Here is a 14582-nt window from a genome sequence, read left to right on the forward strand (position 1 = left end):
AGTCCTTAGCTGTATGTGAGATTAGCAATAATGTGAAATTCGTTTTCTCGTTAACAATACCAATTCTGCGTCAGTTGTTAACTTTGTATAACGGGATATTAAGCGAGAATACCATGCCTGACGGCTCCAACTGGGCTGCACTGATCGAGCCGTGATACGCTTCAATAATCCGTTTAGATATAGAGAGTCCAAGCCCTAAACCTTCAGGCTTAGTGGTGAAAAACGGGTCAAAAAGTTGTTCAAGCTTGTCGGCAGACATACCAATTCCGTTATCCCAAATGATCACCTGACACATGTCTTCATGCAGTTGCCATTCAACGCCTATCTGTGGAATAGCCTGTTGGGCTGCTGTTTGTTGAACTGTTGTTTGTTGGAGCAAGGTTTGTTGATCTATGGCTTGCTGCTGAAGAGCTTGAGTCGCGTTGTGAATCAGATTCACCAGCACTTGTTCGAGCTCGGTCGGATGAATCGCGATATTAATGTCATCTGGTACCGTGCTTAACCTGAGCGTGATGCCTTGCTTGATCATCAGTGCGCTGAGAATACTGGTGGCATTGTTGACCGCTTGATGCAGGTTGGCTACATGATGCTCTTGTTTGGTGACCTTGCGAGTAAAGACTTTGAGTCGCGCGATGATGTCGGTAATGGTGTTGTTTAGGCCAATCATTTTCTCAAGATTACTTTTCACCAAATCGGTTCGTTCCATTTCAAGCAGTTTTAAGCTGTTCTCGCTGTAGGTTCTGAGTGCTGCAAGTGGTTGGTTGATTTCATGATTAATGCTGGCTGACAGCTCACCCAGAACGGCTAATTTGGCGGTTTGGGTTAGCTCTTGTTCTGTCTGCTTCAACTTCGATTGCGACTCTTGGTATTGAAAGATGGTTTGTTGCAGCTGTTGATTGGATTGCTTCAAGTAGTGAGTCCGTTTATCAACGGTTTGCTCTAAGTTTTGGTTGAGTCGGGTCAACGCCACTTTCGCTACGTAGGTTTGGCGCCATGACCAAGCAATAAGCATCACCAAGCTGTAAATCACGACGAAGATGACATCGATCTGCAGTACTTTTATAAGCTCAGCCCGGGTCTCTTTTAGTGCGACCACTTGGTACTGATTGTTACTGACGGCTGCTGGGTAAAGATTAAAAGTACCAAGCTTGAATAACTGGTTGGCCGTGAGCTCTTTTTGGATTTGGTTGGATTGAAGGTTGTTAGATCGATTAGCGTTAGCTTCTGGTTGAGAGCTTGAAGAGCGAAATACTTCGATGATCGAAATTTCGCTTTGACCGTATTGGCGTTGAAGTGAGATATCCGTTTGTTGTTGCTGCGTTAGTGGCAACAATGAATGGTAAAGCCACGGAGTTTGGCTTGATAGAAATACCACTTGGTTAGAGTCGAGTACCACAATCTCAAATTCGTCGCTGGTTAGGATGTTTTCGAGGTTCTCTAAGCTCACTTTTACGGTGATAACACCAACAATGTCATTCTCAACATACAGCGGTGAAGATAGAAAGTAACCGCGTACATTCGAGCGGGCACCCAGTGCGACGTAGTGTGTGTTGTTACCTTGAATGGCAGAAGCAAAGTAGGGGCGAAACGAGAAGTTCTCACCCACAAAGGTGCGAGGCTTTTGATAATTACTGGAAGCGACCACAGTACCACTTGGGTCATGGATATCTATAGTGTCGGCCTGGCTTTGATTTGACCATTCAAACAGCAATTGATTGAGCTGAGCAGCGGAAATCTTGTCTGTTTGCGGTGATGAGTCAAAATAAGAAAGCAAGCGCGGGTCATGACTGAGTAAGTTCGGGATCTGTTTGAATTTGTCCAATTCAGAATCAATTTGTAGGTTGGCTTTATTGGCCGCTTCATTGAGTTGCTGAGTGACGATTTTTTCTTGGAACTGTACTGCCATAAAGTGGGTTGCGGTCAGCCCTGCTGCTCCCAGTAACAACGAGAATAAAACAAAAGGAGTCATTAGGTTAGGCAGTATTTTGGTCACTTGGATCTCTGCTTGTCATCGGTTTGTATAAAGATTATCAATATGGTGGATAGAGTACCGAGATCTTGTTAACACCGAACAGCTTCTGTGAAACAAAACCATGGCTGAGACTTGTGTTTCAAAGGATTACAGCGCAAAATCACAAAAAAATTGAAAGGAGCAACCAAATGGAACTGACAGATATTCGTCGCGAATACGCTAAGGGTGGATTGAGACGTAAAGACTTGGCCGCAGACCCGATTGAGCAATTCAATCTATGGCTAGAGCAAGCCATTGAAGCGAAGTTGACGGACCCTACTGCCATGACAGTTGCTACGGTTGATGAAAATGGTCAGCCATTCCAACGAATTGTTCTGCTGAAGAATGTTGATAAAGACGGGTTCGTTTTTTACACCAACTTGGGTAGCCGTAAAGCGCACCAGCTTGAGCACAACAGCAAAATCAGTTTGCACTTCCCTTGGCATCCACTTGAGCGACAGGTTCATATTACGGGCACGGCTGAAAAGCTGACGGCTATGGAAAATATGAAGTACTTCTCGTCACGTCCAAAAGAGAGTCAATTGGCCGCGATTGCAAGTAAGCAGAGTAGCCGCATCTCAGCTCGTGGGATTTTAGAAGGTAAGTATCTAGAACTTAAACAGAAGTTTGCTAAAGGACAGATCCCAGTGCCTTCTTTCTGGGGTGGCTTCCGAGTTCGTGTCGATAGCATTGAGTTCTGGCAAGGTGGTGAACACCGCTTGCACGACCGTTTCTTGTTCTCTCGCCAAGACAACAGCTGGGATATTGATCGCCTAGCGCCTTAGGCTGCTTGATCGCTTAGCTGTTAACCGATCAAAAAATGCCGTTGATGAGACTTATCAAATCAACGGCATTTTTTTGTCTGCATTTTCAGTGGAACAGTAAATCAGTCACTGTGCAGAACAACGGAGATCTGTTTTTTAAGCAGAGTTTCTGGGATCACTGAGCCTAATCCTGAGTCCAATGCATACTCTATTAACTGGCTTTTACTACGTGCATCAAACTTCTGTTTCAATCTAGCGACATGACCTTCGACCGTTTTGATTGAAATGTTTAACGTCGACGCGATGTACTGTGGTTTCTTGCCGAAAAGCAGTAAAAACCAGCACTTCTGATTCTCTCGAAGTCAGCCGCTTTTGCAGTTTAGACACGCGCGGCTCTGACCCCGCAAGCGATTCCTGGTTGCCTTTTGTTCCTGTTGCCTGACAAACCCAATGACCGACCTCTAAGATCGCGGTATCGGTAAGCTCTTGGCCATAGAAGATGGTGCCTTGGACGTTGTCGTCATCATCAAGCCAAGGGGTTTTAGTAAAGATATGGGCGTGCCAGCGTCCGTCTGGATAGGGGTGAATATCGAGGATCTTAAGGGTACTGCGTGTATCCATCACATGTTTGTCTTGAGCTCTGAAATCTTGCGCGCACTCAGTGGTTTGACTGGGCATGTCGAAGTCAGTCAAGCCAGTACAAGTCTCGCCCTGTTTTAAGCCGATCAATTGGTTGTAAGCAAGGTTGGCGTACACGAAGACCGAGTCAGTATCTTTGCAGCCCCAGCAGCCTGGAAGTTGCTCGAATAAAGAACGATGTATGGAGTTGAGTGGATCTGGCAATGTTTTATCTCGCAATCAGAGGTATCACAATGATATCAGTTTCTTATAGTGCTGCAATGGCCATTTGAGTTTGAACTCTACACGAGAAGTAAAGGGTGAATATCAGTTGAACGGACTGCTGACTAACTGTGTCAATCTCGGAGAATCGATGGGCATAAAGGGTAATAAACAGGCAAAAAAAAGCCAGCCTGAAGAGGGGCTGGCCAAAGACAAGATATGCCTTGTCGACATGTAGAAGATTTTCAGTTTAATTTACGAGGGTCAGGTAAATTAAACTGAGGCATCAATTTGATACCCAGAGTGACTTACTACTCTATCGACGAATCTACTCCTAGGAGTGCTTATGCATAAGGGGGGAATTCCCCTATAAATGCTGTTCAATGTGATAATTGAGAACCTAGAGTAAATATTTAAGATTTTGCTCCTGTGATTGGGAGCCTATAGATCTCGTACTACTCGGAATCCTAGATAGTTAGCTGCGGTTGAAGGTGGTACGTACAGTTCGTTATACACTTTCGCTTCTTCAGGAGAGAAGCTCCACGCGCCACCTTTCGCTAAGCCTTTCTGAGTGGTTGTCCATTCCCATACGTTACCCACCATGTCGTAGAAGCCTGTTGGCGTTGGCAGGAATGACTTAACTGGAGATGTGCTAACGTTTGACCAAGGTGTACCCGCCCAGCCTGTATTGGCTTTGCCAGAGCGGAATTCGTTGCCCCACCAGAAGTTGGTGTCTTGGCCTGCTCTTGCTGCAGCTTCCCACTCTTGTGGCGTTGGCAAACGGTAAGTAAAGCCTGTGTTTTTAGATAACCAACGAGTATAAGCTTTGGCATCATTTTGGCTAACACAAACGACCGGCGAGTTATCTGCTTGCTTAAAGCCTGGGTTCTGCCAGTCATTGTCTGAAACGGTTGTGATCTCTGCATTGACGAACGTATCGCAGGTGTTCATCAGTTCTGCGTCTGTCTGGTAGCCTGTGCTTTCAACGAATGCTTTAAAATCTTGAACACGAGTCGGAGTTGCGGCTAATGCAAATGGCTGTTTGATGGTCACTTGCTTGGCATTGTTTTCACCCAGCAGGTAGCGACCAGATCCAACCACAATCATTTCAGGGCTCTGAATGTCGTTACCCATAGGGTCGGCAAACTTAGTGCCGACATTCAATGAATTCTGTTTGGCTTGTAGTACGGCTCTTAGGTTGTGATCGCGGGCTATCTTCAGCTCTTGATGGAAAGAAAGGTAGCCTTCTTTTTCGATCGTGACCATGTGCTGGCCTGTTGGCAACATCACTTCAACCGGTGTGCTGCCATAGTTCACGCCGTTGATAGAAACATTGTCGTTGTATTGATTGGAACGCACCACCAAGTTAACCCAAGCGACTTCTTTTTGCTGGTCGTTGGCTTGTTGCTCGCTTTGCGTGAAACAGTTTGATGATTGAATACCAAGCAGACGACAAGGTGTGTTCTTATCTGGGCGTGTTTCTAGGTTCGCCGCAATCACCGCTCGGTAACGGTTATCTTCAGAGAAGCCAGAGGATTTCACTTTGTGTTGCAGAACGTGAATATTCAGCGAAGCAGACGCAAGGTGCTCTTTCACTGTGTTCGATTCAGTCGCGTTATCTACCAGACTATGTTGGAACTGTTTTACCGCTTTTTGCAGTGCCAAGGTCACCGTTTGGTCTGAACATTGCGCCAGTGTCATATCGCTACTGCAACGGTTAGTAAAGCTCACGGTTTGCTCTTCCGTCTGAGTGATCTCGTTTCTTAGTCGTTCTGCTCTTGCTCTTAGCTTGTCTTGATTTAGGGTTGCGATTGAAGCTTCTGCCGTCGCTTTCTCGACTTGAATAGCCTCAAGTTCCATCACCAAGCCTTGTTGCTTCTGCTCAGAGTCTGAAATCGCAAGCTTGCCTTCTTTTACTGTTTTCCACGCGTCTTGGAATAGGCTTTGAGCTGGCGAGATGTCGAAATCGGGCTCATCAATCATGCGCGTATAGTCTTGCTCTAGGCTGGCTTTCGCTTTTGCGAGTGTTTGCTCAGCTTGAGCTGATAACTTGGTTAGACGTGCCGTTTGTTGCGCTTGATTGTCGACTTCATTTTGTTTGTCAGCCAGTTTCTTCTCAACAGCCGTTAAGTCGGTATGCTTTTCGAATAGTGAGCTTTCAATATCGGTGACAGAAGGTGCGATCGCTGGTGTTGTTGCTTCTGCGAAAACAGCAGGAGTCATTAGGCAGGGAGCAAGTGCAAATAGTAGAGTAGGAAGACCTTGGCGCATGATGGGCTACTTCAATCGTAATTTAGGTTAATCGAATATTCTAAACGAGAACGCCATTTCGTCTGCAGCTACTGTTTATAACGACTATACAAGGTTATAACGATCATACAGTTTATAACTATCAACAAAATGGCGAGTGTTCATTCAGCTTTGTGAAATAGGCACGGCTATCTGATATAGAGCTAAGCGTTTATATCGGCTTAGCTCTATGTAGAAAGGGTGTTTAGCTTTCTTTGCTAGGAAGAAGCTTAACCCAAATAGTGTCGCTGCCGTTGATGGTAACTGTGCGGTTGTAAGACTCGTAACCTTGTTTTGAAATGGTTACTTGGTGACGACCGCTTGGTAGCGCAACCTCAAGAGGCGTGCTGCCGTACTTAATGCCGTTGATGGTTACTGAGTCGTTGTACTGATCAGAACGTACCGTCACGTTAGCCCACTGTTTGTCACTCTTCTTAACGACCGCAGCGTCACTGCCTGTTAAGCAGTAGCGAGTCGAAACATTCAATAGGTTACATGCTGCAACTGCTTCAGGTTTTGCTTGAAGCTGAGCTTGCATCTGCATGAAGTAAGAGTTGTTACCAGAGAAACCACTCTTGATTGCTTGGCTGTCTTGAACATGGATGTTCAGTTGAACACCTTGCAAGTTTTGCTTCGCTAGTGTGCTTTCTGTGAGCTGCTCAAGTAATTGGCTCTTGAACGTTTGCACGGCTTTCTGATTGGTCAGGTGTTTACCCTGTGCAGTACACTCACCCAGTGTCATTGTTGATGAACATGTGGTGGTGTAACTGGTTTCAAGAACCGCACTTTCACGCAATTCTGTCGCGATACGTTTTACACGAGCTTCAACTTTTGACTCTCTCAAGTTTGCTAGCTCATTATTCAGGCGAGCTTGCTTTTGCTTGATTTGAGAAAGGTGAATTTCGCTCTCGTTCATCGCTTGTTCGTTATCGAGCTGAGCCGATTGATTCTCTTTAACCGCAGCCCAAGCGTCTTGGTAACTTTTCTGGAAAGAGACCAAATCCGTTTCTGGATCTTCAAGCAAGCGACTGTACTGTTTGTCGAGTACAGACTTGGCTCTGTTGCGTTTTGCCTTAAGTTCTTCACCTTCGCGTAACAACTTGCTGTTCTTGTTTTGAAGTTGTTTTAGGTTTTCAGTCGCCGATACTTTGGTTGCTGAAATACGCTCAATATCTGAGTTTTTCTCTGTTAGCTTTGCATCGATAGCTGAAACGGGATCGACTTGATTCAGTTCTTCAGCTGATACCGATGCAGATACCCAAAGAGGGGATAGCGCAAGTAAAAGCGCTGAAATTCGAAAGTTAGTCATAGGTCCCTGCAACTTGTAGATTGAAATTGGCTCGTTAATAAAGTGTCTACTTCCTAGTTGTGAGTCACTAGTTATTAGCAATTAACACAGTACCCGTCTTTATACCGTTTTATTGCTATCCAATCTACTCAAAAGCCAAGTTTCGGTACTTCGGATACACTTTTTACAGGTTTATAGCCAATTATTTGAGCTATATAAGAAAATTTATTCATTATGTTAGAGCGGTGAAGCATTTATTGATGACATGGTTTTTCGTGCTTGAATGCTTGTGAAGCCCCTAAACTTGCCGGAACGATTGGTTTTACAATGGCCGTAGTTTATACACTCTTGATCATCTTTCCGGAGGCATGATCAAGACGATCGCGGTGATGATCTTTTGTTTGAGGTCAGGAAATGACTCTCATGATCATTTACAAATTCATCTTGTGCAGATTTCAGAGTATTATTCTTACTATGTTGACCTGAGTACTTTGCTGTCATGCCAAAACCTTTACCCTTTCCAAACCTAGATTTGTCTCCGCTAGGCCTTACTGGCCCTCGTCCCGCAGAGATCATTACCTTGCCTTCGCATATGGATTGTCATGATCACCATTATTCTCAGGTGGTGATTGGTCTAAAAGGTCAGGCGGAATTTGAAGTCAGCGGTAAGGGTAATCTTGTCGGTCCAGGGCAAGGATGTGTGGTGACAGCAAGCTCTGATCATGCTTTCGGTGGTGTGGTCGGTCAGTCGGATATTCTGGTACTTAACATGCCTGTGCCGAGTGACGACGACCCTCTGATGCTAGAGAAGATTAACCAGCTAGAGTCATCAAATGTCTACTTCCAATTAGACGCGCAAATTCAAAAACTTATCCATATGTTGGTACAAGAGATGCAGGCAAGCCCTGATGATCTGCTATTAAGCCGTGCCTGTAATGATACGGTGATCGCATTGATGCAAAGACACATCTCGGCGTTTGAAACCTCAATCAAAGATTCGCGTTTCGACCTTGAAGCTCTGGATCGTTACATCGAGCAACACCTCGCGAATAAGATCTCAGTCGCGCAGCTTGCAGGTAGCGTGTTTTTGGGCGAAAGCCAATTCCACATGCTATTCAAAGAGCAAATGGGCATTACTCCTCACCAGTATGTATTAGGTAAGCGTATCGACCGCTCTCGCCGCTTGATCGAACAAGGTAATCTGAGTCTTGGTCAGGTTGCAGAATTGGCCGGTTTCTCCGGTCAATCTTCCTTTACTCACACCTTTTCACGCCTTCAAGGCATGTCACCATCCCAATACAAAAAGAAAATTTCTGTTAAATAGTGAAACAAAACGGCATATTATTTTAAAGTTTCATATGTGACGTTGTGTTTGTTTTGTTAATAAAGCGAGTTTTTAGCAAAAAACTCGGAGTTTTTGACAAGTAATCCTTATATACTCTAAATACACTGCAGCCATTGTAGAGATCCCCGGGCTAATTCCGGGTGTGAGATTAAGGAAAACGCATGTTTACAGCTACTGATGTGTTAAAGCCAGAATTCAACGAGCAGCCGCTTGCTGATCTATGGTCGCTTATCTCACCATTATATATGGTGGATGAAACCCAATGGCTAGAGCAACTTCTGCCACTAGCTACCCCTTCTGAGTCTGAAAAGCAGCAAATCACAGAGAAAACGACATCATTGATCGAGGCTATCCGTGCGGATAAGACTTCTATCCAGATGATCGATGCACTGCTGCTTGAATACAGCTTAGATACTCAAGAGGGCATCTTGCTGATGTGTCTGGCGGAAGCCTTGATGCGTATTCCTGATTCAGCAACAGCTGATGCACTGATTCGCGACAAACTGAGCGTTGCGGACTGGAAGTCTCACCTTAAGAATTCTGATTCGGTGTTTGTGAACGCATCCACTTGGGGCCTAATGTTAACGGGCAAGGTGGTTGGACTTTCATCTAAAGAGCAGAGTGCAGGTCAAGCGGTTAACCGTTTAGTGAACAAGCTTTCTGAGCCTGTGATTCGTAAAGCGATGCACCAAGCAATGAAGGTGATGGGTCACCAATTCGTTCTTGGTCGCAGCATTGCTGAAGCGCAAAAGAACGGTAAGTCTATGCGTGATAAAGGTTTTACCTACTCATACGACATGCTAGGTGAAGCAGCACTGACCACTGCAGACGCAAACAAATACTTCAAAGATTACCTAATGGCGATCGAAGCCGTAGGTCGAGACACATATGTCTCTTCAAAGTCTAGCCCAGCACCGTCTGTTTCTATCAAGCTTTCTGCACTTCACCCACGTTATGAAGTGGCGAATGAAGACCGTGTTCTAAATGAACTGTGCGACACACTAGAGCAACTACTGCGCCGCGCTGTCGAGCTTGATGTTGCAATTACGATTGATGCTGAAGAAGCGGATCGCCTAGAGCTATCTCTTAAACTATTCGAAAAACTGTACCGTACTGACCTTGTGAAAGGTTGGGGTAAATTTGGTCTGGTTATTCAAGCTTACTCAAAGCGTGCACTTCCGGTTCTGGTTTGGCTAAACCGCCTAGCGAAAGAGCAGGGTGATTTGATCCCGCTTCGCTTAGTTAAAGGTGCTTACTGGGACAGCGAAATCAAATGGTCGCAACAAGCTGGCTTTACTGATTACCCAGTTTACACACGTAAAGAAGCGACAGACGTAGCTTACCTTGCATGTGCGCGTTACCTATTGAGCCCAAGCGTTCGTGGTAATATCTTCCCGCAGTTTGCGAGCCACAATGCTCATACGGTTTCTGCTATTGCCGTAATGACCGACCATAAAGACTTTGAATTCCAACGCTTACACGGCATGGGTGATTCTCTGTACAACCATGCGATGGAAGCTTACCAACAGTCGGTACGTATCTACGCACCGGTTGGCAGCCATAAAGATCTACTGCCATACCTAGTACGTCGCTTGCTAGAAAACGGTGCAAACAGCTCGTTTGTCCACCGTCTAGTTGATGCGCGTTGCCCAGTGGCAGAGCTGACTCAACATCCTGTCGATATGCTTCTGGCGTTCGATACATTGCACAACACTAAGATTCCTCTGCCTCCAGCGGTTTTCCCTGAGCGTAAGAACTCTTACGGTGTGAACATTGATATTGAAAGCGAAGCGCATCAGTTTGAAGAGCAAGTAAAAGGCTTCTTAAACAATCAATGGACTGCGGGCCCTGTGATCAACGGTGAATCTCTTGCCGAAAGCATGATCAAGGCTGATCAGAACGTTGAGCAAGTGACGGCACCTTATGATCGTCGTATTAATGTGGGTCAGGTGGCTTTCGCTAACCTTGATCATGTTTCCGCAGCGATCACTGGCGCAGACGCAGCATTCGCTGATTGGAACACAACTTCGGTTGAAACCAAAGCGGCTGCGCTTGATAAGTTGGCTGACCTGATGGAAGACAACCTCGCTGAGCTGGTGGCGATTTGTCATCAAGAAGCGGGTAAGACGATTCACGACAGCGTTGATGAAGTACGTGAAGCAGTCGACTTCTGTCGTTACTACGCAAAACAAGCGGACAACCTACAAGGTTTCGAACTAAAAGGTTTTGATGGCCAAACACGAATCGCTTCTCGACAAGGTCGTGGTGTGTTCGTCTGTATCAGCCCTTGGAACTTCCCTCTAGCTATCTTCCTTGGCCAAATTACTGCAGCACTAGTGGCGGGTAACACGGTTGTGGCGAAGCCTGCCGAGCAAACAAGCTTGATTGCAGCTCGCGCGGTTGAACTGATGAATGAAGCGGGCTTCCCTGCTGGCACGATTCAGTTACTACCAGGTCGCGGTGCTGAGATCGGCAGTGCACTAACAAGCCATGATGCGATTGCGGGCGTTGCCTTTACTGGTTCTACGCCAACGGCACAGCGTATCAATGTGTCATTAGCCACTCGTAACGCTAAGCCAGTTCCGTTTATTGCGGAAACAGGCGGTCAGAACGCGATGATCGTCGACAGTACTGCACTGCCTGAACAGGTAGTTCGTGATGTGATTCGTTCAGCATTCGCTTCAGCAGGTCAGCGTTGTTCTGCACTACGTGTGCTTTACATCCAAGAAGACATTGCAGACCGCGTGGTTGGATTGATTCACGGAGCAATGGACGAGCTGAGTGTTGGCATTCCACACCTTCATAAAACCGATGTTGGCCCTGTTATCGACCAAAACGCGAAACAGAAGCTAATGGCGCACTTAGAAAACATGACCAATACCCAGAAGAAGGTGGCTCAACTTTCTCTAGGTACGGATTGTGAACATGGTGACTTTGTTCCACCAAGTGCTTTTGAAATTGATGACATCAGCTGCTTGAAAGAAGAACAGTTTGGCCCAGTGCTACACATTGTTCGCTTCAAAGCGAGTGAGCTAGCGCAAGTGGTAGACCAAATCAACCAAACGGGCTTTGGCTTAACTATGGGTATCCACAGCCGTAACGAGACAACTTACCGTTGGATCGAAAAACACGTTCGTGTGGGTAACTGCTACATCAACCGTGACCAAGTGGGCGCCGTTGTTGGTGTTCAACCATTTGGTGGTCAAGGCTTATCAGGTACTGGCCCTAAAGCGGGTGGTCCTCACTACCTATACCGCTTTACTGATGTTCATTTCTCTCAATCACAAGACAAGGCATAAGGAGCATTATCATGGTTCATCAAGTGACAGGTTTTTCTGATGCTTTGCTAGCGTGGGAACAATGGAATCTTACAGACTTTGATTACAAGAGTGCTCAGGTACTTGCGCTGAAATCAGAGATCGAAAGCCAATCTGCGCCTTTGGCGACGGTGGCGACTTATCATCTAGAGCAAGCGTCTGCGCTGCTTTCTGAACATCACCTAATGGCAGGTCCTACGGGCGAAACCAATGAGTTGTATGCCGCTGGTCGCGGTGTGGCTTTGGTGATTGTTGATGATTGCCAAGAGAAAGTGCCAGCGCTGCAAACTGCAATGGCTTTGATTACTGCTGCGCTATTGGCAGGTAACAGCGTTCAATTGTGCAGTGATGATGTGCAGTTCAATACCTTAGTTGCAGACGCAGCTAAGTCGTCGAATTTGCCAACTAACTTGGTGCAAGTTGCCTCGTATGACGCTGCTCAACAGTTGTTGTCTTGCGATGTACGTAGCGTGGGTTACGTAGGTAACTCGCAAACGGCACAAGCTATCAATTTACAGCTTGCTAAGCGTGACGGTGCAATCGTCGGTTTAGTAGCTGAAACGGATCTGGCGACAATGAATGTTGCCAATGATCCACACCTATCGCTGCGCTTCATTACCGAGCGTACGCGAACTATAAATATAACAGCCGTGGGCGGTAACGCGACCTTGCTCGAACTTGGAAGCGAAGCTCACTAACCTTCAGTAAAATTGGCTCTAAGCACTTTTGGTTCTTTCCAACTTTGGTTTTCACCCTCTTTGGATTTAACTGATAGTGCTTTGGAGCCTGAATACCTAACTCAATGCACTTGCTTGCCTTTCCGGTGAGTGCCTTGCATTGAATTAGGCATGGAAGGCTTTCTACAAAATGAGGACTATCAAATGATAGAAAACAGTTTTGCAATAACGACGACGTTCATTGCGTATCTAATTATGATGCTAGCGATCGGTGTTATTGCTTACAAACGTACATCTAACTCAACTGACTACTTCCTAGGTGGTCGTTCGTTAGGCCCATGGCCTGCTGCACTTTCTGCTGGTGCATCAGACATGAGTGGTTGGTTGCTACTTGGCCTGCCTGGTTACGCTTACGCTGCTGGCTTTGAAGCATTTTGGCTTGCTGGTGGTCTACTTGTTGGTACTTGGGCAAACTGGTTAATCAGTGCAAAACGTCTACGTACTTACAGCATTACGACTGAATCACTGACGCTGCCTGAGTTCCTATCTCGTCGTTTCAATGATAATTCTAAGCTGATCCAAACAATTTCTGCTTTCTTTATCCTTTTATTCTTCCTTTTCTACACAAGTTCAGGCTTGGTAGCAGGTGGTAAATTGTTTGAAACGGTATTCGGCCTAGATTACACAACTGCGGTAATTATCGGTACGGTATGTGTGGTTTCGTACACCCTATTTGGTGGCTTCCTTGCGGTATCTTGGACTGACTTAGTTCAAGGCTTGCTAATGTCTGCTGCGCTATTGATTGTACCAATCGCGGCAATGAACGGTGGCCTAGGTCAGCTGTCTAGCGACCTGCACAACATCAACCCAGAGCTTCTAACGTTATGGAATGATGCGAAGGGTGAGCCGCTTTCTGCTATTGCGATCATCTCGCTAGCGGCATGGGGTTTAGGTTACTTCGGTCAACCACACATCTTGGCTCGTTTCAAAGCAACTCGTTCAAACAAAGATCTTGTGACAGCACGCCGCATTGCGGTTATCTGGACTGCATTGTCTATGGTTGGTGCAATGCTAGTGGGTCTTGTTGGTCTAATTTACGTGACTAACTCTGGCGCACCTAAGCTAGACGATGGCGAGAAGATCTTCATGCTTCTTGTTAACGCGATGTTCCACCCGGTAATCGCAGGTATCCTACTTGCTGCAATCCTAGCGGCAATCATGAGTACTGCGGATTCACAACTTCTTGTTTCTTCATCTGCAATGGCAGAAGATCTGTACAAGCAAGTTCTGAAGAAAGACGCAACGTCAGAAGAGATTGTTCGTGTAGGCCGTTTCGCGGTTATCCTAATCTCTCTCATTGCACTTGTTCTAGCGATGACGCCAGACAGTTCAGTACTAGGCCTTGTATCTTACGCATGGGCTGGTTTTGGTGCTGCGTTTGGTCCAGCTATCGTATTGAGCCTGTACTGGTCTCGTATGAACCGTAACGGCGCTCTAGCGGGTATCGTGGTTGGTGGTGTTACGATTGTACTTTGGAAACAGTTCACGGGCGGTTGGTTCGATGTTTACGAAATCGTACCGGGAATCATCCTATCGACTATCTCTATCGTTATCGTGAGCCTAATCACTGGCGAGCCAGAAGACGAAGTTAAGAAGCAACACGCTGAGTTCGAGAAGAACCTCGTTGAGCTAGACTAATCCCAATGACTATCGGTTAAAAAACAGCCGAATTTACATTGTAAAACTTAGAGTAATAAATAGGGTCACTTTGGTGGCTCTATTTTTTTATGTGAGTACGACCTTTGTCCTATTTCAAATTAAGTCTATTCGAGGTTTTCTGATGTTGAAATTGGGGTTTACAATGTAAATCGAAAGCGTAGGATCTTGAGCGAGAAATGAAAGATCAATCTTGTTGATCGCGTTTAATGTCAAAAAACAAAATAGAAAAGTGGCTGTTTTTTGAACTTAGCGCTCACTTTTGTCATTAGCTCGGTGAATTGTGGAACCGAATTGGACATGATGTGTCAATTGTCAGTAACCACTAAAGACCT

8 protein-coding genes and 1 pseudogene are annotated in these 14582 nt (G+C 45.8%); 5 read left to right on the plus strand and 4 right to left on the minus strand.

All coding sequences use genetic code 11. From position 1 onward, the window contains the following. Nucleotides 1–70: 70 nt before the first annotated feature. Nucleotides 71–1993 (minus strand): ATP-binding protein, encoded by a 1923-nt coding sequence (locus BCU34_RS16425; RefSeq protein ID WP_102480790.1) that lies wholly within the window; start codon nt 1991–1993, stop codon nt 71–73. A 167-nt stretch (nt 1994–2160) separates the two neighbouring features. Between BCU34_RS16425 and pdxH the strand changes: the two genes are divergently transcribed. Further along, nucleotides 2161–2796, plus strand: coding sequence for a pyridoxamine 5'-phosphate oxidase (gene pdxH / locus BCU34_RS16430; RefSeq protein WP_102480791.1), 636 nt, complete (start codon nt 2161–2163; stop codon nt 2794–2796). 101 nt (nt 2797–2897) lie between these two features. Here the strand turns inward: pdxH and BCU34_RS16435 are convergent. The 3 genes and pseudogenes from BCU34_RS16435 to BCU34_RS16445 form a co-directional block, all read right to left on the minus strand. Next, nucleotides 2898–3633, minus strand: a pseudogene (locus tag BCU34_RS16435) (PAS domain-containing protein). Between the two features lie 423 nt (nt 3634–4056). Next, nucleotides 4057–5886 carry a formylglycine-generating enzyme family protein gene (locus tag BCU34_RS16440; RefSeq protein ID WP_102480793.1) on the minus strand — a complete coding sequence of 610 codons (1830 nt, stop codon included), beginning with the start codon at nt 5884–5886 and terminating at the stop codon, nt 4057–4059. 223 nt (nt 5887–6109) lie between these two features. Further along, nucleotides 6110–7213 carry a PEGA domain-containing protein gene (locus BCU34_RS16445; RefSeq protein ID WP_055319250.1) on the minus strand — a complete coding sequence of 368 codons (1104 nt, stop codon included), beginning with the start codon at nt 7211–7213 and terminating at the stop codon, nt 6110–6112. A 478-nt stretch (nt 7214–7691) separates the two neighbouring features. On the opposite strand from BCU34_RS16445, the gene BCU34_RS16450 reads away from it, so the two are divergent. The 4 genes from BCU34_RS16450 to putP all read left to right on the plus strand — a co-directional run bounded on the left by BCU34_RS16450 (nt 7692) and on the right by putP (nt 14229). Continuing rightward, entirely contained in the window at nt 7692–8516 is an 825-nt protein-coding gene (locus tag BCU34_RS16450) for an AraC family transcriptional regulator (RefSeq protein ID WP_048660513.1), read from the plus strand. A gap of 182 nt (nt 8517–8698) precedes the next feature. Continuing rightward, on the plus strand, nt 8699–11836 hold the full coding sequence (gene putA / locus BCU34_RS16455) for a bifunctional proline dehydrogenase/L-glutamate gamma-semialdehyde dehydrogenase PutA (RefSeq protein WP_102480794.1): 3138 nt from the start codon (nt 8699–8701) through the stop codon (nt 11834–11836). An 11-nt stretch (nt 11837–11847) separates the two neighbouring features. After that, entirely contained in the window at nt 11848–12552 is a 705-nt protein-coding gene (locus tag BCU34_RS16460; protein ID WP_102480795.1) for a 1-pyrroline-5-carboxylate dehydrogenase, read from the plus strand. A 150-nt stretch (nt 12553–12702) separates the two neighbouring features. After that, on the plus strand, nt 12703–14229 hold the full coding sequence (gene putP / locus BCU34_RS16465; RefSeq protein ID WP_170960878.1) for a sodium/proline symporter PutP: 1527 nt from the start codon (nt 12703–12705) through the stop codon (nt 14227–14229). Nucleotides 14230–14582: the final 353 nt, after the last annotated feature.

Origin of the sequence: Vibrio sp. 10N.286.45.E10, assembly GCF_002874195.2 — a bacterium.
GTDB lineage: Bacteria > Pseudomonadota > Gammaproteobacteria > Enterobacterales > Vibrionaceae > Vibrio > Vibrio crassostreae.